The organism is Pseudomonas sp. PVC-3-1, from assembly GCF_057444315.1.
This window is the reverse complement of record NZ_CM172023.1, coordinates 2950618-2970971: the sequence shown is the minus strand read 5'-3', so window position 1 is coordinate 2970971 and position 20354 is coordinate 2950618. Positions and strand designations below refer to the sequence as shown.

Here is a 20354-nt window from a genome sequence, read left to right as displayed (position 1 = left end):
TCGGCTAATCCGGTTGCAGTGCTCTACCGCCTCCGGCGCTCGCGGATCGTCTAACAGAGCATCCGCATCGCTTGGGCGGCCCAAGCGGCCACCCCACGCCCCACACGGGGCTCACAATCTTCAGCTGGCGCGACGCACCGGCTGTTGGTAAAGACCGGCGAACATGTCCGCCATGGCGTCTTCGCAGGGCTCTTCGGGCGACTGCAGGCTCACCGCACGACTCACCAACTGGTGCGCGCGTGCCACATGCAGGTCATCCGGGATCTTCGGCCCGTCAGCCAGATAGGCTACCGGGAGATGCTGGCTGATAGCCAGAGCCAGAGCTTCGCCGAGGCTTCCCGCTTCGTCCAGTTTGGTCAGGATGCACCCGGCCAGCCCACAGGAACGATAGTTCTGCCAGGCGGACTTGAGCACCTGGCTCTGGCTGGTCGCGGCCAGCACGAGGTAATTCTTCACGTTCAGGCTCAGCGACGACAGCGCTTCGAGCTGCATGCGCAGCGCCGGGTCGTTGGCCGGCAGGCCGGCGGTGTCGATCAGCACCAGGCGCTTGCGCGCCAGCGGCGCCATGGCCTGGATCAGCGACTGGCCCGGATCGACCAGGGTCACCGGCACATTGAGGATACGGCCGAGAGTCTTGATCTGCTCCTGGGCGCCGATGCGGAAGCTGTCCATGGACACCAGGGCAATGCTCTGCGCGCCATATTTCAGCACGTAGCGGGCAGCCAGCTTGGCCAGGGTGGTGGTCTTGCCCATGCCGGCCGGGCCGACCAGGGCGATCACGCCACCCTGCTCCAGCAGGTCGATTTCCGCGGTATTGATCGAGCGCGCCAGGTGCGCCAGCAGCATGCGCCAGGCCTGCTTCGGGTCGGCGATGGACGCCACGCGCTCCAGCAGGTTGCGCGACAGATCGGCCGGCAGCCCCATGCGTTGCAGGCGACGCCACAGGTTGGCTTGTTTCGGACGCTGGTTCTGCAACTGGTTCCAGGCAATCGAGCCCAGCTGCACTTCAATCAGTTCGCGCAGGCCGTTGAGCTCGAAGCGCATGGCTTCCAGCGCCTGCTGGCCGGCAGCGGCGGGCGCCGGGGCGACCGGAGCGTCCATGGCTTCGGCGAGGGTCTCGGCAGCGCTGCGACGCGGCGCCTGGGTGCCGTACATTTGACGGTCCTTGCGCACACCATCGCTTGCGCGGGCAGGGGCCGACAGGTCCGCCTTGGCCTGGGCGATCTTCGCCTGGGTCTTGCGCAGTTCGGCTTCCAGCGCCGGGTTCGGCTTGCTGGCAGCCACCGGGGCCTGGTAATCCAGCGCCGCGGTCAGCTCCACGCCGCCGGCGACACGGCGATTGCCGATGATCGAGGCATCCGGGCCCAGTTCGTCACGGACCAGTTTCATGGCCTGACGCATATCAGCGGCGAAGAAGCGTTTTACCTGCATGGTCTTGGACCTCAATTCTGCCCAACGGTGGCAACAATCGTGACTTGTTTGTTGTCCGGGATTTCCTGGTAGGCCAGCACGTTCATGGTGGGAACCGCCATCCGGGCGAATCGCGACATCATCGCGCGGATGGGACCTGCCACCAGCAGAATCGCCGGCTTGCCAAGCATCTCCTGACGCTGCGCCGCCTCAACCATCGAGCGCTGCAGCTTTTCGGCCATTCCGGGTTCCAGCAACATGCCGTCTTCGGAGCCCTGTCCGGCCTTCTGAAGACTGTTGAGCAATATCTGTTCCAACCTGGGTTCCAGAGTGATCACAGGCAGCTCCGGCTCTAGTCCCACAATGGTTTGCACGATTGCGCGGGACAGCGCGACGCGAACCGCCGCCACCATCGCGGCGGGATCTTGACTCTTCGCTGCCACGTTGGCGATGGCTTCGGCGATGGTACGAATGTCGCGTACCGGCACCTGCTCCTGCAGCAGCGCCTGAAGCACCTTGAGCAGGGTCGACAGGGAAATCAGCCCCGGCACCAGCTCTTCGGCGAGCTTGGGCGAGGTCTTGGCCAGCAGCTGCATCAGTTGCTGGACTTCCTCGTGGCCGAGCAACTCGTGGGCATGCTTGTGCAGCACCTGGTTCAGGTGGGTAGCAACCACGGTACTGGCATCCACCACGGTGTAGCCCAGGGACTGCGCCTGGTCGCGCTGCGAAGCCTCGATCCATACCGCTTCCAGGCCGAAGGCCGGGTCCTTGCCAGCGATGCCATTGAGGGTGCCGAACACCTGGCCGGGGTTGATCGCCAGGTCGCGGTCCGGATAGATCTCGGCTTCCGCCACACTGACGCCCATGAGCGTCAAACGGTAGGCGTTGGGCAGCAGGTCGAGATTGTCGCGGATATGCACTGACGGCATCAGGAAGCCCAGGTCCTGGGACAGCTTCTTGCGCACGCCCTTGATCCGCGCCAGCAGTTGGCCGCCCTGGTTGCGGTCCACCAGCGGAATCAGGCGGTAGCCCACCTCCAGACCGACCATGTCAACCGGGGTCACGTCGTCCCAGCCCAGCTCCTTGGTCTGCTCGGCACGTTGCGCCGGCAGCAGCTCCTGCTGGGTCTGGGCTTCCTGCTCGGCCTTCTGGCTGGCCTGGCGCTGGCGGTGCCAGATCAGGTAGGCGCCAGCGGCAGCCAAGCCGCCCAGGCCGACAAAGGACACGTGCGGCATGCCCGGGACCAGGCCCATGGCGATCAGGATGGCGGCGGAGATCGCCAGCGCCTTGGGCGAGGCGAACATCTGGCGGTTGACCTGCTGGCCCATGTCCTCGGAGCTGGAGACGCGGGTCACCATGATCGCGGCGGCGGTGGACAGCAGCAGCGACGGCAACTGCGCCACCAGGCCGTCACCGATGGTCAGCAGGGCGTAGACCTTGCCGGCGTCGCCGAAGCTCATCGAGTGCTGGATCATGCCGATGGCCACGCCACCGATGAGGTTGATGAAGAGAATCAGCAGGCCGGCGACGGCGTCACCGCGGACGAACTTGCTGGCACCGTCCATGGAGCCATAGAAGTCGGCTTCCTGGGCCACTTCGGCGCGACGCTTCTTGGCTTCCGCCTGCTCGATCAGGCCGGCGTTGAGGTCGGCATCGATGGCCATCTGCTTGCCGGGCATGGCGTCGAGGGTGAAACGCGCGCTCACCTCGGAGATACGCCCGGCACCCTTGGTGACCACCACGAAGTTGATGATCATGAGGATCGCGAAGACCACGATACCGACGACGTAGTTGCCGCCGATCACCACCTCACCGAAGGCCTGGATCACCTTGCCCGCGGCGGCGTGGCCGTCATGGCCGTGCAGCAGCACGACGCGGGTGGACGCGACGTTCAGCGCCAGGCGCAACAGGGTGGCGACCAGCAGGATGGTCGGGAATACGGCGAAATCCAGCGGGCGCAGGGCATACACGCTGACCAGCAGGACGACGATGGACAGCGCGATGTTGAAGGTGAACAGCACATCCAGCAGGAACGGCGGGATGGGCAGGGTCATCATCGCCAGCATCGCCAGCAGCAGCAGCGGCACGCCGAGGTTGCCCCGGCTGAGCCCTACCAGATTGCTGCGAACAGTGCCGATCAGTTGCGTACGATCCACCCGTGATTCCCCTGCGCGTTGGCGGCCGAGGTGGCCGCCGGATCAAACTTTTGACGCCCAACCGGGCATCCGCACAGGGTTTTGCAGGAAGCGTTCCAACTTTCTCGAAGGGCTGGAAATAGCTGATTCAGAGCGGCCGGATCACCAACTTCCTGAAGCGCCGCCACCGCCGCTGGAACCACCACCGCCGGAATAGCTGCTGCCCCCACCGGAGGACGATCCTCCCCCCGAAGACCCCGACCCTGACCTCGAACTGCCGCCAGTCATGAAGGCGACCAGGAAGGGGAAATACAGCATGGGAATCAGCACCAGAGAGTCGGGAAACACCCAGGGCCGCTGCAGGACGCCTACCGTATGGATGACGAATCCGGCGATCACCATGGCAAACGCCAGGCGGACGGCGAACTCTACGCGACTGCGCTTCCAGGCACCGAAGGCGAGGAAGAACGGCAGGCACAGAAACACCAATCCGATACCCGCGGCAAAGGGCAACGCCAGGCCAAAGAGCGGCACGTCGCTACCGAACTGCGCCGCGCCTAGCGCAATAGCAGTCAGGTAAAGGACGATACCGCCCACTATCATCGCCGCCTTGCCCGATGACGCCGCCAAGGCGCCGACGCCCCCACCCATCAGCAGGCAGAACGACAAGGCGAACAGCATCGCCGGAGCGCTCTGCAGGCCACAACCGAGCGCCAGCACCATGGCCACGCCCACAGCGCCCGGGATGACTATCTTCACGCCAAGCCAGCGGCGGCGCAGTGCAGCTCCCGCCAATGCGCCGACACCCAGGCCGATCAACAGCGCCCAGCCCTCAGTCGTCAGATGGAAGTCGCGACTTTCTTCCGGGAGAGTTTCGCCGTCGATCAGGCGCTCCAGCACTCCCACCGCCTTCTCGATACCGCCGGCGAAATCGCCATTGCGGAACGCCGGAACCATCTCTTCCCGGATGATGCGCCCGGCGACCACGTCGGGAATCGCCCCTTCCAGGCCGTAGCCGACCTCGATGCGCATGGTCCGATCATCCTTGGCCACCAGCACCAGCACCCCGTCGTCCACGCCCTGGCGCCCCAGACGCCATTGCTCGAAAACGCGGGTGGCAAACTGTTCGATGCTCTCCTCGCCGGTGCTGGGCAGCATCAGAATGGCGATCTGTGACCCCTTGCGCTGCTGCAGCGCCATCAGCCGCTGTGTCATCGCAGCGATCCAGTCGTCATCGAGGGTGCCGGTGAGGTCGGTGACGGGGCTTTGCAGCTCAGGCACCTTGATGGCGAGGGGAAGCTCATCTTCAGCTTCCGCCTTGCCGGGCGCGGCAACGAGCTCGTCCTGCGCGGGACGGGCGACGTCGGTCGGCACCTGTGCCTGGGCGCCAGCCGTACCGAGCAGGATGGAGAGCAACAGAGCACAGCGAATCCAGATGTTCATACCTTCATTCCTTGAAAATCGCCGCAGGGAGCGCGAATCACACCCTCACCAACTGCCGGACGCGCCCCCGCCACCGCTGGAACCGCCGCCGGAACTGCCACTGGAGGAGCCGCCGGACGAACCGCCGCCCGAGCCGGAGCGACCTCCAGCGCCACCCCGCCCGGTGCCGAACACCCATATCCCCGGCAGCCCCATGAAGGGCAGCACCACCAGCCAGTTCAGCGGAGCCGATGGCGCGCCGATAGCCAAACCAAACAGCAGGTACAGGCCGATGAGGACCGCCAGGCGCTTGTAGAAGCCTTTGCGACTGCCCGGCGCGCTGACCGCCTTGCGGCTCTTGCCGGCCTTGATCCCGCCGCGCCATGCATCGCGCATCATCGAGATCAGCAGCCACCAGAGCCCCAATACGAACAGCGCCATGATGGGAGCGGCGAGTGCGTAGACCCACAGGACGCCGCCGAAACGCGGCGTCAGGAAGCCGAGCAGGATGCAGTAGGCGATCAGCCCGAGCACGGTGTAGAACGCCGCCCGCACCGTCCATAGCGCGCCGAAGGTGGCACCGCCGACCAGCAGACAGATCGGCGTCGTTGCCACGGTCGCCAGCCAGTCATTGCCGCCCGCCACCACTGTCACCAGCGCGACGACTGCCGCACAGATCACCAGCGCGCCACGCCAGCCGATACGGCGCGCCGCCAGCAGCGCGCCGCCCACGCCGCCAACAACGAAGGACGCCAGCAGCAGCCAGGCTTCCAGCGGAATGTGCAACGGCTCGGACGCTGGCTCAGGCAGCGTATCGCCGTCGACCAGCCCGATCAGCGCATCCACTGCCTCGTCGATACCACCCGCGTAATCGCCTTCACGGAAAGCCGGCGCCATGCGCTCGCGGATGATGCGCCCGGCCAGCACGTCGGGGATCGCGCCTTCCAGGCCATAGCCGACCTCGATGCGCATCAGATGGTCGTCCTTCGCTACGACCACCAGCACGCCATCGTCGATGCCCTTGCGGCCGAGCTTCCACACGTTGAACAGTTTGTTGGCGAAGGCCTCGATGCCCATCTTGCCGACCGTGGGTAGCATCACCACGGCAATCTGTGCGCCGCGCCGGTCTTCCAGGGCCTTGAGCTTGTCGATCAGGTGCGCCTTGGCGGAGGAGTCGAGAGTGCCGGTGACATCGACCACGCGTTCGCCCAACGGCAGCAGGACTTCGCCCTCGGCACCCGCAGCCGCCCAGGCGTGCTGGGAACAGAACAGGCAGAGCAGAAACCAGAGCGTCGAGCGCCAGCCGGCGGAGAATCCATGAAGCATCGAAGTGTCCCTTCGCGATCCTTGCAGCCGGAGCATGCTGCCCGGCCATGAACCGCCCATGCTACTGCGCTGGGAAGGGCGAGATACAGCAGACGCGGTCCGGAATCACTCGTCGCGGCGTAAATCCGGCGGAATTGGCAGATCCGGCATCGGCCCCGGGCGCTTGCCCTTGCCGGCGCGGTACTGCTTGAGCTGATAGACGTAGGCCAGCACCTGGGCCACGGCGAGATAAAGGCCCGCGGGAATCTCGTGGTCGAGTTCGGTGGAGTAGTACACCGCCCGCGCCAGCGCCGGCGACTCGAGCACCGTGACCTTGTGCTCCTGGGCGATCTCGCGGATCTTCAGCGCCATGAAGTCGTTGCCCTTGGCCAGCAACTTCGGCGCCCCGCCCTTCTCCGCGTCGTATTGCAGGGCCACGGCGAAGTGCGTCGGGTTGGTGATCACCACGTCGGCCTGGGGTACGGCCTGCATCATCCGCCGGTTGGCCATCTCGCGCTGCATCTGGCGGACCTTGGCCTTGACCTCCGGCTTGCCCTCGGAGTCCTTGTACTCGTCCTTCACTTCCTGCTTGGTCATCATCAGCTTCTTGCGGTTGTCCCAGAGCTGGAAGGGGACGTCCGCCGCGGCGATGAAGATGATGCTGCAGGCCAGCCAGAAGGCACTCCAGCCCACGACCTTGGCGCTGTGCACCATGGCCTGTTCGAGCGGCTCGCGCCCCATGCCCAGAAGGTCGTCCTGGTCGGACTTGAGCACCAGGATCGCCACGATCAGAACCAGTACGAACTTCGCCAGGGCCTTGAGCAACTCAGTCACCGAGCGCACCGAGAACATGCGCTTGATGCCTGCCAGCGGGTTGAGCCGGCTGAACTTGGGCGCCAGCGCCTCGGCGGAGAACAGCCAGCCACCGAGCGCAACCGGACCGACCAACGCCGCGACGAGCAGCACCGCGAGGATCGGCCAGACCGCATCGGCGCCGATCTTGCCACCGGCAATCAGCAGGTTGAGCATGCTCTCGCTGTTCATCACCGTCGCGCGGTCCAGCTCGAAGCTGCCGCGCATCAGGCGCATCAGCGCATCGGCCAGGCTCGCGCCGAACATCAGCAGGGCTCCGGCGCCGGCCAGCAGCACGGCGAGGGTATTGAGCTCCTTGGACCTGGGTAGCTGCCCTTTCTCGCGCGCGTCGCGGCGCCGTTTCTCTGTAGGTTCCTCTGTCTTGTCTTCGCTACTGTCGTTCTCGGCCATCAGCGGGCCCCCACGAGTTCGCGCAACAGTCGCAGGCCCTCACTGGCCAGGGACTGGTACTGGGTCAGAATGTCGGCACTGCCGATCCAGACGATGACGAAGCCCATCACCAGGGTCAGCGGGAAGCCGATCGAGAAGATGTTCAGCTGCGGCGCGGCGCGGGTCATGGCGCCAAACGCCAGGTTGACCACCAACAAGGCGGTGATCGCCGGCAAGGCGATCATCAGGCCGGCGCCCAGGACCCAGCCGAGCTTGCCGGCGACGGTGATGAAATGGTTGCTCGACAGCCCCTCGCCCACCGGCAAGGTGTTGAAGCTTTCCGCGAGCACCTCGAACACCACCAGGTGGCCGTTCATGGAGAGGAACAGCAGAGTCACCAGCATGGTGAAGAACTGCCCCAGCACCGGTACCGAGATGCCGTTGGTGGGATCGACCATGGAGGCGAAGCCCAGGCCCATCTGCATGGAGATGATCTGCCCGGAAATGACGAAGGCGTGGAACATCAGCTGCAGGACGAAGCCGAGCATGGCGCCGACGAGGATTTCCTGGGCGATGTAGACCATCGCCTTGAGGCTGAGCGCATCCACCTGCGGCATCGGCGGCAGGTTCGGCACCAGCGCCACGGCGATGGCAACCGACAGGTAGAGGCGGACACGTGTCGGCACCAACTGGGTACCGATGATCGGCATCACCATCAACATCGCGGCAATGCGGAACAGCGGGAACAGGAATGCCCCGATCCAGCCGCCGATCTGCGCGTTGCTGAGCTCGAGCATCAGCCGATCAGCGTCGGGATGCTGGTGATCAGCGACTGGGTGTATTCCATCAGCTGCCGCAGCAGCCAGGGGCCCAGCACGATGAGGGTAAGCAGCACCACCAGCAGGCGCGGCAGGAAGCTCAGGGTCTGTTCGTTGATCTGCGTGGCGGCCTGGAACATCGCGACGATCAGGCCCACCAGCAGACTGGGCAGCACCAGGATGCCGACGATCATCGCCGTCAGCCAGAGCGCTTCGCGAAACAGGTCTACGGCGACTTCGGGGGTCATGGTCGGTCCTCTTTCGCAGCAGCCTGCAGGAGCGAGCTTGCTCGCGAAGCTTTTGTGCCATTCCGGTTCGCGAGCAAGCTCGCTCCTACAAGAGCAGAGAGCATCGCTAGACCGTCCCGAAACTGCCGGCGAGCGTGCCGATGATCAAGGCCCAGCCGTCCACCAGGACGAACAGCATGATCTTGAACGGCAACGAGATGATCAACGGCGAGAGCATCATCATGCCCATCGCCATCAGTACGCTGGACACCACCAGGTCGATGATCAGGAACGGAATGAAGATCATGAAACCGATCTGGAACGCGGTCTTCAACTCCGAGGTGACGAACGCCGGCACCAGGATGGTCAGGGGCGTGGCGTCGGCGCTGGCGATGTCGGTGCGCTTGGACAGCCGCACGAACAGCTCCAGGTCCGATTGCCGGGTTTGCGCCAGCATGAAGGCCTTGAGCGGCACCTCGGCGCGGGTGATCGCTTCCTGCGCGGGGATCTGTTCGCTCAGGTAAGGCTGCAGCGCGGTGCTGTTGATCTTGTCGAACACCGGCGCCATCACGAACAGCGTCAGGAACATGGCCAGGCCGATCAGCACCTGGTTCGACGGCGTGCTCTGCAGGCCCAACGCCTGGCGCAGGATGGAGAAGACGATGATGATCCGGGTGAAGCTGGTCATCAGCATGACGAACGCCGGAATGAAGCTCAGCGCGGTCATGATCAGCAGAATCTGCAGGCTGACCGAATACTCCTGCTGACCCTGCGGATTAGTGGTCACGGTGATCGCCGTCAGCTGCGTCGGATCGGCGGCGAATGCCTGTGGCGCCATCAGCGCCAGCAGGCCCAGGAGCAGCGGCGCGACTGCCTTGAGCGCACCGATCAGAGCGGAGAGGTTCGGCGAACGGGTCACTGCGGGCGGCCCTTGTCCTTGTTCAGCAATTCCAGCAGGCGCTGGGCGAATTCCGGCTGCGCCGGCTCCGACTCGGCGGCATGCACCGGCTGGCGCATGACGTGCAGCGGGGTGATGCGACCAGGTGTCAGGCCCAGCAGCACCTGTTCCTCGCCCACCTGCACCAGCACCAGCCGATCACGCGGGCCGAGCGCCAGGCTGGAGATCAGGCGGATCGCCTGGTTGCCACGCGGCACGACCTGTTGCACGCGGCGCACCAGCCAGGCCAGCAGGAAGATCAGGCCAACTACCAGCACCAGGCCCAACAGCAGCTGCATCAGCTGCGCGCCGGCGCTGCCGGTGATGAGGCTCGGCGTGGAGCTGGCATGGACGATGGCCGGATTGGACGCCGGTGCCTTGGCGGCTTCTTCGGCCATGGCCAGGAGGGACAGCCCTGCCAGCGGCAGGACGGACAGCTTCGCGAGCAGGCGGGCCATGTCAGCGCAGCTTCTTGATGCGTTCGCTGGGGCTGATCACGTCGGTGAGGCGGATGCCGAACTTCTCGTTCACCACCACCACTTCGCCGTGGGCGATCAGGGTGCCGTTGACCAGCACGTCCAGCGGTTCGCCGGCCAGCCGATCGAGTTCGATCACCGAGCCCTGGTTGAGTTGCAGCAGGTTGCGAATGCTGATGTCGGTATGGCCGACCTCCATGGAGATGGTCACCGGAATGTCCAGGATCACGTCCAGGTTCGGGCCTTCGAGGCCGGCGATGGTCGGCGCCTTGGGCGCCATGCCGAACTCTTCCATCGGTGCGCGCGGCGCGGCGGGGACAGCCGGAGCCGCGGCGCCGGCCATCATCGCGTCGATGTCGTCCTGGTTGGCGTCACCCGATTCGGAGAGCGCCGCGGCCCACTCGTCGGCCAGTGCCTGTTCTTCGGGAGTCACGTTTTCTTCGTCTGACATGGTGGGTCCTCTTGGGATTCGCTCAGCGCGGGCGCACGAGCGGATCGAGAATCTGCAAGGCCAGGTTGCCCTTGTGCGAACCCAGCTTGACCTTGAAGGAAGGCACGCCGTTGGCGCGCATGATCATGTGCTCGGGCAGCTCCACCGGGATCACGTCGCCCGGCTGCATGTGCAGGATGTCCCGCAGCTTGAGCTGGCGACGCACGACGGTGGCGCCTACCGGCACGTTGACATCGAGGATGTCCTCGCGCAGGGCGTTGATCCAGCGCTCGTCCTGGTCGTCCACGTCGGACTGGAAACCGGCGTCGAGCATCTCGCGGATGGGCTCGATCATCGCGTACGGCAGGGTGATGTGCAGGTCGCCGCCGCCGCCGTCCAGTTCGATGTGGAAGGTGGAGACCACCACCACTTCGCTGGGGCTGACGATGTTGGCCATCGCCGGGTTCACTTCGGAGTTCACGTACTCGAAGGTGATCGGCATTACCGCGTGCCAGGCCTCGGCGAGGTCGACGAAGGCCTGTTCGATGACCATGCGCACCACGCGCAGCTCGGTGGGGGTGAACTCGCGGCCCTCGATCTTGGCGTGACGACCGTCACCGCCGAAGAAGTTGTCCACCAGCTTGAACACCAGCTTGGCGTCGAGGATGAACAGTGCGGTGCCGCGCAGCGGCTTCATCTTCACCAGGTTGAGGCTGGTGGGCACGTACAGCGAATGCACGTATTCGCCGAACTTCATCACCTGCACGCCGCCCACGGCGACATCCGCCGAGCGGCGCAGCAGGTTGAACATGCTGATGCGGGTATAACGGGCGAAACGCTCGTTGATCATCTCCAGGGTCGGCATGCGGCCCCGGACGATACGGTCCTGACTGGTCAGGTCGTAGGACTTGATCGCCCCCGGCTCGACGTCGGACTCGGTTTCCACCAGGCCGTCGTCGACGCCGTGCAACAGCGCGTCGATCTCGTCCTGGGAAAGTAGATCCTGCATGGCCATGGCGGGTACCTACTGCAATACGAAATTGGTGAAAAGCACTTGCTCCACGGTCAACTGACCGGTCGCCTTCTTCGCCAGTTCCTGAAGACTGGAAGTCGCCTGCTGACGCAGCATTTCCTTGCCCACCGGCGTTACCAGCGTGTCGAAATTCTGACTGGAGAACAGCATCACCAGTTGATTGCGCACCAGCGGCATCTGCTCGCGCAGCGCGTCCATCTGCGCCTGGTCGCGGCCCATCAGCGCGACGGCGACCTGAAGATAGCGCTGGCGGCCGTTCTGATTGAAGTTGACCACGAAGGACGGCGCGAGAATCTCGTAGATCGCCTGCTTCTTGGTCGGCTCGGCGTGTTCCGTGGACTTGGCTTCGGCTTCCGCGGGCTTGGCGCTCTTGTGCAGGAAGAACCAGGTACCGCCCACCGACGCGCCCACCGCCAGCAGAAAGGCCAGCACGATGATGATGATGAGCTTCAGCTTGCCCTTGCCGGGCGCCTGGCCATCGGGGAGAGAAGGCGTCTGTTCTTTCTTGGCCATGCCAATAATCCGTCACATTTGCGGCGCAAAGCGCTGATACCAGGGGTAGCAGCAAGGGCTGTGCCAGTTTGGAAGAGCCTGCTGGCGACGCCGCGGATATTACAGGCTAGACGGAGGATGTCACGGGGAGGTGTAAGAATTTTCCTTGGCGATAGCTGGGATTGGTGTTGAGGCGGTTCGCGAGCAAGCTCGCTCCTACGAAAAGCCGGCTTGGCGTCCGCCCCAGATTGTAGGAGCGAGCTTGCTCGCGAACTGGGGCAGAACGTGGCGCTCGGGCTTATACCCTCTCCCTGAGGGGAGAGGGCTGGGGAGAGGGTTCTTTCAAGCCCCTCAACTCCCGATCACGCGTAGTAATCCACCAATCCCCTGTCCTGCGCCGCCGTCTGCGGGCGGATCTCGGACACACCACTGATCATCGGCTCGTCGTCACCGCTGCCGGACCCCGCCACGCTCCGCGAGCTGCCCCGGCCGTCGCCCTGCTGCTGTTGCTGCCAGCCACGGGCAGACTGGTCGGAGACGTTCACGTCCAGCTGCATGCCCTGCTGGTTGAACATCTCGCGCAGGCGGTGCTGCTGGCTGTCCAGCGCTTCGCGGACGTTGGCGTTGGCGCTGACGAAATTCACCTGGGTCTGGTCCCCGGTCATGTGGATACGCACTTCCAGGCGGCCAAGGTTGGCCGGGTCCATCTGGATCTCGGCGGACTTGAGGTTCTGCGAGGACATCCACATCACCCGGTCCACCACCTGATCGGTCCAGCCATTCTGCTGCACCGACACCGCCTGGCCAGGCACCAGCGGATTCACCGGCCGGCTGGTCATGGCCTGCGGCGTGTTCAGCGCCTGTGTCAGCGACTCCAGACGCGCAGCGAAGGCCTCGTTGCGCGGCATCTCCGGCTTGGCGTCAGTCTGCACGTCCGCCAGTTGCTGGGTCAGGTCGACGCCATCCTTCCGCGCGCCCTCCGCCAGCTTGCCTTCGGCGCCCTTGGCCGTCGAATCCGCAGTCAGCGCAGAGAGTGCGGCACTCAGATCATGCTTGCCGCCGGCATCCAGTGACTTGTCTCCCGCCTTGGCGCCAGGCTGGCCAGTGAGCTGGGGCTGCTGCACCGACTGCGCCTGGTCGTCAGCACCTACGGCGAGCGTCAGGTTCACCCCCGGAATCTCGTTGAGCTTCTGCAGATCGCCATCGCTGCTGGCATCGGTGAGCTGGCTGGTGCCGGTGCTGACCACCAGCGGCGGCGCCTCGGGCTCCGGAAGCTGGCCAGTCATGCCCAGCATCAGCAGCGGGTCGAGGGTCGCGTCGGGGTCGCTCTCGGCCTCCGCCACCTTCTCGTCCGCCTTACCGGCAGCATCAGCCGGCAAGGCCTTGCCGTCCTCGGCAACCTTTGGCTGGTCGGCGGCAGCCGGCGCGGAGGAATCCTTGCTCGCGGTGTCCTTGTCGGCAGCGTCCCGAGGCTTGTCGGTCTTCGCCTTGGCCGGTTTATCGGCCCGCTCGCTGGCCGCCGGACGCTGCTCCTTGGCATACACGTCGGCGAAGCTGGAACCCTTGTCGCTGTTGCTGTTCGACGAATTCTGGGCAGACCTGGAGAGCGCCGCCTTGGGCCGGGTGTCAGGCGTCGACGTCAATAAAATATCCGGGGCGACAGCCATCGGAGTTCTCCGTTGATGTGAATATCCAACACGGAGATAGCAAGGCGCGGGCCAACTCGAAAAAGGTCAGGGGCGACCAGGCAGCAGCAGGGTGCGAACGATGGTGAATTCGTGTTCGACCTTGCCAATCAAGCTCTGCGCGCCAGCCATGTCGTTGTGCCGCGCGGCCTCTTCTAGGCGCTTGCACAGGCTGCTCAGCACCGAGGCGCCCATGTTGCCGCAGCTGCCCTTGAAGCTGTGCGCAGCGTGTCGCAGGGCCGGCGCATCACTGGCGGCGAAGGCTTCGCTGATGCTGCGCAGGCGCTCCTCGGAGTCGCTGAGGAAGGTTTCCACCAGGAGCGGGTATTCGTCTTCCATGATCGACAGCAAATTGCTCAGCACGGCGCCATCGAGATGCGGCTCGGACATGGGGCACTCCCTGAAGGACGGCTCGCCACCCTGCAGGGAGACAAGAAGGCCCCGATTATGCCTGAGCCGGCCAGAAGAACTCCACGGACACCGCCTTGCCATCGGCCGACCACTGGCAGCGGTCAGACAACTGCCGAACCAGCGTCAAACCGCGCCCGCAGAGACTGCCGGCGGCCTGCTGGGAAGCCAGCACCGCGCCCACGTCGAAACCGTCGCCGCTGTCTTCCACCCGCACCAGCAGCCGCCCGCCATCACCGTGGGGCGCGAGGTCGAGGTGGAAGCGCACGAAGCCGTCGCGCAGGTTGACCAGGCGCTTGCTGCGCTCCTGGTAATAACGGGCGAAGCCGGCGGCGTCGCACTTGAGCGAGGAGTCCAGGCCCATCACGCCGTGCTCCAGTGCGTTGGAGTACAACTCGGCGAGCACGGTATAGAGCGCACCGCCGCGCGGGCGCAGGTCCTGCACTTCCATCAGCAGCTGCAACAGGAAGGGCAGCGGATTGAAGTTGCGCAAGGTCGGCGCGCGGAATTCGAAGCTGGCGGACCAGTCCAGCGGGCTGCTCAGGCCGTTATCGGAGAACGCCAGCGGCGGGCGCTGCAGCGAATCCTCCGGGACCAGCGCGATCTCCAGCATGCTGACGTCGTCCTGGGCCTCGCCGCGAAACCGCGCCACCGCCGCCTGGATGCCGTCGAACAGGCGCGACGGCGCGTGGCCCTCGCTGAACACCTGCTGCAGGCGCTCTTCACCGAAGGCTTCGCCCGCGGCATTGCGCGCCTCCAGCACGCCATCGGAGAAGAGGAACACCCGGTCGCCCTCCTCCATCGCGTAGACCTCGAAATGGTCGCTGAAGGCCGAGGGATCGAGAATGCCCAGCGGCAGGTGCCGCGACACCAGCGGCTGCAGTTCGCCGCTGTCGTGGCGGTGCAGGTAGCCGTTGGGCAGGCCCCCGTTCCACACCTCCACCAGGCCGCGCTGAAAACTCAGATTGAGCACCGCGGCGCAGCAGAACACGCCTACCGGAAGAATGCGTTTGAGCTTGGCGTTCATCTCGCGAAGGATGTCCGCCATCGGGTAGCCCTTGGCGGTCATGCCATAGAACACCTCGGCCAGCGGCATGGCGCCGATGGCCGCCGGCAAGCCGTGGCCGGTGAAGTCACCGAGCAGCACGTGCATGCCGCCCGAAGGCTTGAACGCCGCCAGCAGCAGGTCGCCGTTGAACAGCGCGAAGGGCGATTGCAAGTAGCGGATGTTCGCCGCGTTGAGGCAGCCCGAGTGCGCCACCTTGTCGAACACCGCCTTGGCCACCCGCTGCTCGTTGAGCAGGTGCTCATTGTGCCGTGAGATCAGGTCGCGCTGTTCCAGCACCATCCGCTGCAGGTGATGCAGCCGCCCCATGGCGCGGATCTTGGCTTCGAGGATGACGCGATTGTAGGGCTTGGAGAGGAAGTCATCGCCGCCCGCCTCCAGGCTCTGCACCAGCGCCTCGGGCTCGCTCAGCGACGTGAGGAAGATGATCGGCACCAGTTCCTCGCCGGCCTGCCGGCGAATCCGCCGCGCCGCCTCGAAGCCGTCCATCACCGGCATCAGCGCATCCATCAGCACCAGCTGCGGGCGCTCCTGGGCGAACAGCGCGAGCGCCTCCAGGCCGTTGGCGGCGGTGAGTACGCGATGACCCTGGCGGCTGACGATGGTCGAGAGCAACAGGCGATCGGCCGCGTTGTCGTCGGCGATCAGGACGGTGAGCAGTTCAGACATGGCCGTTGCCACTGTGCGGCGCGTCAGCTGATCTTGAACAACTGCTCGAAGTTGGAGATCGCCAGCACCTTGCGCACGTCCGGATTACAGTGCGCCAGGCTGATCTGCGCGTTCTCGCCGCCGGCGTGGTCACGCAGCAGCAGGAGCATGCCCAGGGCCGAACTGTCGAGGTAGGTGGCGCCCTTCAGGTCCACCACGTAGCGCTTGGGCGTGGTCTCGACGCGCTCGTAGGCGTTGCGGAATTCCTGGTGTGCGCCGAAATCGAAGCGTCCCTGGACCACGATGGTGAGCTCCTGCCCGTCAGCGGAGGGAACGGAAGTGATGGCCATGGGATTCTCCTTATCGATCAATGGTCGCGCACGAGCTTGAAGATGTAGCAGTTAGCGGTGACAGCGGCAACCTCGGCGAGCGATGGGAAACCGCCTCGCCAGACCGGTCGAACGGACACCGCCCAGGTCGATTAATGGACCACCGGTCGACACAGCCACGGCGAATGCCTTTACCCTTTTACGTGTGCGACGTAGGGCGAAGGCTCGGAAGAGGCCTTGGAAGGGTCGCACCCGGCAAGAAGGGGGCAGCATGTACAAGTCCATTCTCATCGCGGCCTGCGTGTTGTGCGCGGCTCCGTACGCAGGTGCCCAGGTGATGCAGCGCGAGGTGGGCGATTTCGAGCTCAAGTTCGCCAACTCGCCGACACGCAGCATGGCACAGGGGCTGGTGCAGCCGGGGCAGGCCAACAGCGCCCAGGGCGGCCTCGACATCACCCACGACAGCGGCTGGTACGTCGGCAGCTGGACCTCGAACCTGGAGCAGGAAAAGCCCCTGGAGATCGACAGCTACGCCGGCTTCAAGCACCCGTTGGCCGACGGCAAGCTGGGCTATGAAGTAGGCACCCTGCGCTACAGCCGTCCGGAACAGCCCGATTACGACAGTCAGGCGCTGTACGGCGGCCTCTCGGTATTCGGCAGCCGTCTCGGCGCAGCCTACAGCGCCCAGGCCGGGCGCAGCACAGCCACGCTGTTCACCGACCTGGGCGTGCAGCAGGACCTTGGCTTCGACGTGACCTTCAAATACTCCACCTACAGCCTCGCCTCCCCTGTAAGCCTGAGCAGCGGCGGCAACGTCAGCGAGTTCGGCGACTGGTCGCTGAACTTCAGTCGCCCCTGGAACGGCATCGACCTGAACTTCTCCTACAGCGGCAGCAGCCTCACCGGCGGCGACTGCAGCGCCTATTCCGGGCACAACGCCTATTGCGATTCGGCGTTCATGTTCAAGGCCTCACGACCGTTCTTCTGATGTCAGGCTTTGTGCGCACGCCCCGGCCCGGCGCAACAGAGTCCAACCTGTAGGAGCGAGCTTGCTCGCGAGCCTCTCGACGGCGGAGCTGCGCATGTTCGCGAGCAAGTTCGCTCCTACACAACGGCGCCAGAGCCATGTTCCTGCCCGATGCATGATGGGCAACGCCCGGCAGTCCTGAAATAGTCAATTTCATTCAAGATGGCCGTGGGCGCAGGGTCTACTCTGCCAGTCAACTCACCGTTTACGCAGGCCCCTCCAATGCTGCACCGAGTGAACTGCACCTCTGCCGCCCTGCCCGGCCTGCGCATCGTCGAGATACTCACGCAGCGCAGCTTTCCGCGCCATGCCCACGACGAGTACGGCATCGGCGTGATGCTCGAGGGCGGGCACCGCTCCTGGAGCGGCCGCGGCCAGGTCGAGGCCGGACCGCGCGACATCATCACCGTGAGCCCCAATGAACTGCACGACGGCATTCCCCTGGGCGGTGCACCACGACGCTGGTGGATGCTCTACGTCGAACCGACACTACTGGCAGAACTGGCTGGCGGGGAAATGGCCCGTCGCGAGTTCACCCTCCCCGCCCTCGCCGACCCGCAACTCGCCCAGCGCATTGCCCGCTTGCTGCAACAGCTGCCGGGCGCTTGCGCAGATGACGCCGGCGAAGGCGTGCTCGACCTGTTCGGCGAGCTGCTCGACGAGCGCACCGACACCAGCGTGGCGGCCCCGCCCAGCCGCGGCGTGGCGCGCATGCTCGAACGGATTCACGACGACCCGCGCAACGCTCCCGCGCTGGCGGAGCTGGCCGGTATCGCCGGGCTGACACCCTACGCGGCGCTACGTCGCTTCCGCCGCGAACTGGGCACCACACCCCACGCCTACCTCCTGCAGTACCGTGTGCGACAGGCCCACAAGGCCATCGGCGAGGGCCGCACGCTGGCCGACGCCGCCCTGCTCGCCGGCTTCGCCGACCAGTCGCATATGACCCGCGCCTTCGCTCGCCAGTTCGGGCTGACGCCGGGGCAATGGCGCTCATCGCTCAGGCAACCGCCAGCTCCCTGAAAACCCAGGCCTCAGGGCCTCGCCTCTTCCACACAGGAAACCCACGGGAATGAACTCAGAATTCCTGCTGACGGCGTTCGTCGTCATCTTGCTGCCCGGCACCGGCGTGCTCTATACCCTGGCCGTTGGTCTCGGTCTTGGCGCCCGCGCGGCAACCCTTGCGGCACTGGGCTGCACGCTGGGCATGCTGCCGCAACTGCTGCTCGCCACGTTCGGCCTGTCAGTGATCCTGCAGGCCAGCGCGACCAGCTTCCAGATCATCCGGGTACTGGGCACCACCTATCTGCTGTTCATCGCCTGGCAGGTGTTTCGCGGCAGCGGCGCCCTGGCGCTGGATTCGGCCAGCAGCCCGCGCAGTACCCCGCAACTGGTGGGCACCGGGCTCTGGCTGAACCTGCTCAATCCCAAGCTCGGGTTGTTCTTCCTGGCCTTTCTGCCGCAGTTCGTCCCGACCGGCAGCGAGGACGTCCGGGGGCTGTTCCTGATGTTGGGCCTGGCGTTCGCGCTGATGACCTTCGTCGTGTTCATCGGCTACGGACTGCTGGCCGCCTGGGTGCGCGACCATGTGATCGGCCGCCCCGTCGTGATGAAAGGAATTCGCTGGGGCTTCTCGCTGGCCTTCGTGGTGCTCGCGCTGCGCCTGGCCGCCGAGACGCTGCCGTCTGCCTAGCCAACCAGCCCCGCGCCCATGTTGATCGCCAACCCCAGGATCGCGGTATTGAACAGGAAGCCGATCACCGAATGCGCCAGCACCACCTTGCGCATCGCCCGCGAGGCGATTTCCACGTCGGAGGTCTGCACCGCCACGCTGAGCGTGAAGGAGAAGTAGAAGAAGTCCCAGAAGTCCGGGCTCTGCTCGCCTTCGGGGAAACGCAGCACCGGGTCGCCTTCAGTTGCCGCGTAGAACATCCGCGCATAGTGCATGGCGAACATGGTGCCGATGAGGAACCAGGAGCCAAGCACGGTGCTGGCGGTGAAGGCGTAGCGGGCGAGCTTTTCGCTGTCGTCGGCATGCCCGGCGCTGGCCAGTTCGACCACGATGGCGCCGAGGCTGGCCAGCGCCGCGATGCTGATCAGCACCAGCACCGCCTCGGCGTTCTCGTCCTCGATGCCGGCGATGCGTCGCACCTCCGCCGGGTCGGCGCGCAGGGCCAGCCAGCCGATCAGCAGCACGTAGAGCCAGGCCAGGCAGTTCCAGCCCAGCAGCACCCGGGTCATGGGCGAGAATTTGTAGCAGGCAAGCGCCACCAGCACGCCGACCACGGCGGCGCTGATCAGCCGCGGATGGGCCTGCAGGAAGGCACGGTTCAGGCGCAGCATGCCGTGCGGTCCAATTCGGCAGCGGCCAGGTGGGCCACGCTCAAGTCGCTGTCGGCGAGCATGCCGTCGTCGAGGAACCAGGCGGCGGACAGCCCAGCGAACGCCAGCACCCACTCCAGCAGCCGGCGCCGATCGACGCGCGCGTGCTCGACGATCACGTCCAGCTGGCGCAGGAAGCGTGTGCGCTCGCGCGAGGTTGGCAGGTCCGGGTTGCACAGCAGGTTGGCGTAGTCGAACAGACGCTCGCCGTGGAGTCGCTTGGGGTCGATGGCCAGCCAGCCGCGATGGCCGAAGTCGAGGATGTTGTCGTGGTGCACGTCGCCGTGCAGCACCGCGCGGTCGTGCTCGCTGGCCAGCAGCGCTTCGGCAGTTTCCAGGCAGCGCGGGAACAGGCCAGCGTACCGTGTGGCAGCGGGAGCGAGATCACGGAACCACTGGCGCAGGCCGAGCAGCTCCGGCGGTTGCCCGTCGCGCGGCAGATGCAGGCGCTGCACCACGTCACAGACGATGCGGCTGGCCTCATCATCCTCACCGTGCAATGCCATGCGCATCAGCGACCGCGGACCTTCAGCGCGCTCCATCAGGATCGCGTCGCCGGCGTGGGCGAAAACCTGCGCAGCGCCCTCGCCGCCCCACCAGCGCATGACTTGACCGCCGCCCTGCTCGTCCACGTCGAGCGCGACCTTGATCATCGCCGCGCGGCCCAGCCAGCGCACCGGCAGCAAATGGCTGCTGTGTGTGATGATCGGCTCGCCATCGCGGGCAAGCCCCCATAAGCGCAGGTATCGGTCGAACTCCATGGGCAACTGGGACGGGCGAGGCATGGACAGGGGTTCCGCAAAGGCACGGAAACAGCCTAGCACGGCCCATCGCGACAATCGTTCACTTGGCGCTCCTCCCTGTCATCCAGTAGGCTCTTGG

21 protein-coding genes are annotated in these 20354 nt (G+C 65.5%); 3 read left to right on the top strand and 18 right to left on the bottom strand.

Features of this window, described 5'->3' with window-relative positions:
- Positions 1-120: 120 nt before the first annotated feature.
- The 16 genes from flhF to AC2T4A_RS13865 all read right to left on the bottom strand — a co-directional run bounded on the left by flhF (position 121) and on the right by AC2T4A_RS13865 (position 16084).
- Positions 121-1431, bottom strand: coding sequence for a flagellar biosynthesis GTPase FlhF (gene flhF / locus AC2T4A_RS13940; protein WP_486743539.1), 1311 nt, complete (start codon positions 1429-1431; stop codon positions 121-123).
- 11 nt (positions 1432-1442) lie between these two features.
- On the bottom strand, positions 1443-3566 hold the full coding sequence (flhA, locus tag AC2T4A_RS13935) for a flagellar biosynthesis protein FlhA (protein WP_416745114.1): 2124 nt from the start codon (positions 3564-3566) through the stop codon (positions 1443-1445).
- A 141-nt stretch (positions 3567-3707) separates the two neighbouring features.
- Entirely contained in the window at positions 3708-4988 is a 1281-nt protein-coding gene (locus AC2T4A_RS13930) for a TPM domain-containing protein (RefSeq protein WP_486743538.1), read from the bottom strand.
- Between the two features lie 45 nt (positions 4989-5033).
- Positions 5034-6293, bottom strand: a complete 1260-nt coding sequence (locus AC2T4A_RS13925) for a TPM domain-containing protein (protein ID WP_486743537.1) — start codon at positions 6291-6293, stop codon at positions 5034-5036.
- Between the two features lie 105 nt (positions 6294-6398).
- A complete protein-coding gene (gene flhB, locus AC2T4A_RS13920; protein ID WP_416745117.1) occupies positions 6399-7535 on the bottom strand; it encodes a flagellar biosynthesis protein FlhB in 1137 nt (378 codons plus the stop codon).
- Positions 7535-8311 carry a flagellar biosynthetic protein FliR gene (gene fliR, locus AC2T4A_RS13915; protein ID WP_486743536.1) on the bottom strand — a complete coding sequence of 259 codons (777 nt, stop codon included), beginning with the start codon at positions 8309-8311 and terminating at the stop codon, positions 7535-7537. The genes flhB and fliR overlap by 1 nt, the downstream gene beginning before the upstream one ends.
- Positions 8311-8580: a flagellar biosynthesis protein FliQ gene (gene fliQ, locus AC2T4A_RS13910; protein ID WP_416745119.1), complete on the bottom strand. Its 270-nt coding sequence runs from the start codon at positions 8578-8580 to the stop codon at positions 8311-8313. The genes fliR and fliQ overlap by 1 nt, the downstream gene beginning before the upstream one ends.
- A gap of 106 nt (positions 8581-8686) precedes the next feature.
- The gene (gene fliP / locus AC2T4A_RS13905; protein WP_416745634.1) at positions 8687-9397 is read right to left on the bottom strand and encodes a flagellar type III secretion system pore protein FliP; all 711 of its coding nucleotides are present in this window, start codon (positions 9395-9397) and stop codon (positions 8687-8689) included.
- Positions 9398-9474: 77 nt separating this feature from the next.
- Complete coding sequence (gene fliO, locus AC2T4A_RS13900; RefSeq protein ID WP_486743535.1) at positions 9475-9954, bottom strand: flagellar biosynthetic protein FliO; 480 nt, start codon at positions 9952-9954, stop codon at positions 9475-9477.
- Between the two features lies 1 nt (position 9955).
- A complete protein-coding gene (gene fliN / locus AC2T4A_RS13895; RefSeq protein ID WP_024764960.1) occupies positions 9956-10423 on the bottom strand; it encodes a flagellar motor switch protein FliN in 468 nt (155 codons plus the stop codon).
- 22 nt (positions 10424-10445) lie between these two features.
- Positions 10446-11417, bottom strand: coding sequence for a flagellar motor switch protein FliM (fliM, locus tag AC2T4A_RS13890; RefSeq protein WP_416745121.1), 972 nt, complete (start codon positions 11415-11417; stop codon positions 10446-10448).
- Between the two features lie 9 nt (positions 11418-11426).
- A complete protein-coding gene (gene fliL, locus AC2T4A_RS13885) occupies positions 11427-11948 on the bottom strand; it encodes a flagellar basal body-associated protein FliL (protein ID WP_486743534.1) in 522 nt (173 codons plus the stop codon).
- Positions 11949-12289: 341 nt separating this feature from the next.
- The gene (locus tag AC2T4A_RS13880) at positions 12290-13594 is read right to left on the bottom strand and encodes a flagellar hook-length control protein FliK (RefSeq protein WP_486743533.1); all 1305 of its coding nucleotides are present in this window, start codon (positions 13592-13594) and stop codon (positions 12290-12292) included.
- Positions 13595-13660: 66 nt separating this feature from the next.
- On the bottom strand, positions 13661-14002 hold the full coding sequence (locus tag AC2T4A_RS13875) for an Hpt domain-containing protein (protein WP_416745124.1): 342 nt from the start codon (positions 14000-14002) through the stop codon (positions 13661-13663).
- 55 nt (positions 14003-14057) lie between these two features.
- Positions 14058-15755, bottom strand: coding sequence for an ATP-binding SpoIIE family protein phosphatase (locus AC2T4A_RS13870; RefSeq protein WP_486743532.1), 1698 nt, complete (start codon positions 15753-15755; stop codon positions 14058-14060).
- 23 nt (positions 15756-15778) lie between these two features.
- Positions 15779-16084 carry an STAS domain-containing protein gene (locus AC2T4A_RS13865; RefSeq protein ID WP_416745126.1) on the bottom strand — a complete coding sequence of 102 codons (306 nt, stop codon included), beginning with the start codon at positions 16082-16084 and terminating at the stop codon, positions 15779-15781.
- Between the two features lie 250 nt (positions 16085-16334).
- Between AC2T4A_RS13865 and AC2T4A_RS13860 the strand changes: the two genes are divergently transcribed.
- The 3 genes from AC2T4A_RS13860 (at position 16335) to AC2T4A_RS13850 (ending at position 18783) form a co-directional block, all read left to right on the top strand.
- The gene (locus AC2T4A_RS13860; protein WP_486743531.1) at positions 16335-17051 is read left to right on the top strand and encodes a TorF family putative porin; all 717 of its coding nucleotides are present in this window, start codon (positions 16335-16337) and stop codon (positions 17049-17051) included.
- Positions 17052-17312: 261 nt separating this feature from the next.
- On the top strand, positions 17313-18113 hold the full coding sequence (locus AC2T4A_RS13855; RefSeq protein ID WP_486743530.1) for a helix-turn-helix transcriptional regulator: 801 nt from the start codon (positions 17313-17315) through the stop codon (positions 18111-18113).
- A 49-nt stretch (positions 18114-18162) separates the two neighbouring features.
- Positions 18163-18783, top strand: a complete 621-nt coding sequence (locus tag AC2T4A_RS13850; RefSeq protein ID WP_478377468.1) for a LysE family translocator — start codon at positions 18163-18165, stop codon at positions 18781-18783.
- Here AC2T4A_RS13850 and AC2T4A_RS13845 read toward each other — a convergent pair.
- Both AC2T4A_RS13845 and AC2T4A_RS13840 read right to left on the bottom strand, forming a co-directional pair.
- Complete coding sequence (locus AC2T4A_RS13845) at positions 18780-19433, bottom strand: DUF1345 domain-containing protein (RefSeq protein WP_486743529.1); 654 nt, start codon at positions 19431-19433, stop codon at positions 18780-18782. The genes AC2T4A_RS13850 and AC2T4A_RS13845 overlap by 4 nt on opposite strands.
- Positions 19421-20257, bottom strand: coding sequence for an aminoglycoside phosphotransferase family protein (locus tag AC2T4A_RS13840; protein ID WP_486743528.1), 837 nt, complete (start codon positions 20255-20257; stop codon positions 19421-19423). Before AC2T4A_RS13840 ends, AC2T4A_RS13845 begins: the two co-directional genes overlap by 13 nt.
- Between the last annotated feature and the right edge of the window lie 97 nt (positions 20258-20354).

Excerpts from the sequence above, each read along its gene's own strand:
- AC2T4A_RS13930 (WP_486743538.1), bottom strand. The coding sequence starts at position 4,988 with ATGAACATCTGGATTCGCTGTGCTCTGTTGCTCTCCATCCTGCTCGGT.
- fliQ (WP_416745119.1), bottom strand. The coding sequence starts at position 8,580 with ATGACCCCCGAAGTCGCCGTAGACCTGTTTCGCGAAGCGCTCTGGCTG.
- fliL (WP_486743534.1), bottom strand. The coding sequence starts at position 11,948 with ATGGCCAAGAAAGAACAGACGCCTTCTCTCCCCGATGGCCAGGCGCCC.
- AC2T4A_RS13875 (WP_416745124.1), bottom strand. The coding sequence starts at position 14,002 with ATGTCCGAGCCGCATCTCGATGGCGCCGTGCTGAGCAATTTGCTGTCG.
- AC2T4A_RS13860 (WP_486743531.1), top strand. The coding sequence starts at position 16,335 with ATGTACAAGTCCATTCTCATCGCGGCCTGCGTGTTGTGCGCGGCTCCG.
- fliN (WP_024764960.1), bottom strand. The coding sequence starts at position 10,423 with ATGTCAGACGAAGAAAACGTGACTCCCGAAGAACAGGCACTGGCCGAC.
- fliO (WP_486743535.1), bottom strand. The coding sequence starts at position 9,954 with ATGGCCCGCCTGCTCGCGAAGCTGTCCGTCCTGCCGCTGGCAGGGCTG.
- fliM (WP_416745121.1), bottom strand. The coding sequence starts at position 11,417 with ATGGCCATGCAGGATCTACTTTCCCAGGACGAGATCGACGCGCTGTTG.
- AC2T4A_RS13850 (WP_478377468.1), top strand. The coding sequence starts at position 18,163 with ATGAACTCAGAATTCCTGCTGACGGCGTTCGTCGTCATCTTGCTGCCC.
- AC2T4A_RS13845 (WP_486743529.1), bottom strand. The coding sequence starts at position 19,433 with ATGCTGCGCCTGAACCGTGCCTTCCTGCAGGCCCATCCGCGGCTGATC.
- AC2T4A_RS13925 (WP_486743537.1), bottom strand. The coding sequence starts at position 6,293 with ATGCTTCATGGATTCTCCGCCGGCTGGCGCTCGACGCTCTGGTTTCTG.
- AC2T4A_RS13880 (WP_486743533.1), bottom strand. The coding sequence starts at position 13,594 with ATGGCTGTCGCCCCGGATATTTTATTGACGTCGACGCCTGACACCCGG.
- fliP (WP_416745634.1), bottom strand. The coding sequence starts at position 9,397 with ATGGCGCCACAGGCATTCGCCGCCGATCCGACGCAGCTGACGGCGATC.
- flhB (WP_416745117.1), bottom strand. The coding sequence starts at position 7,535 with ATGGCCGAGAACGACAGTAGCGAAGACAAGACAGAGGAACCTACAGAG.
- AC2T4A_RS13840 (WP_486743528.1), bottom strand. The coding sequence starts at position 20,257 with ATGCCTCGCCCGTCCCAGTTGCCCATGGAGTTCGACCGATACCTGCGC.
- fliR (WP_486743536.1), bottom strand. The coding sequence starts at position 8,311 with ATGCTCGAGCTCAGCAACGCGCAGATCGGCGGCTGGATCGGGGCATTC.
- AC2T4A_RS13865 (WP_416745126.1), bottom strand. The coding sequence starts at position 16,084 with ATGGCCATCACTTCCGTTCCCTCCGCTGACGGGCAGGAGCTCACCATC.
- AC2T4A_RS13855 (WP_486743530.1), top strand. The coding sequence starts at position 17,313 with ATGCTGCACCGAGTGAACTGCACCTCTGCCGCCCTGCCCGGCCTGCGC.
- flhF (WP_486743539.1), bottom strand. The coding sequence starts at position 1,431 with ATGCAGGTAAAACGCTTCTTCGCCGCTGATATGCGTCAGGCCATGAAA.
- AC2T4A_RS13870 (WP_486743532.1), bottom strand. The coding sequence starts at position 15,755 with ATGTCTGAACTGCTCACCGTCCTGATCGCCGACGACAACGCGGCCGAT.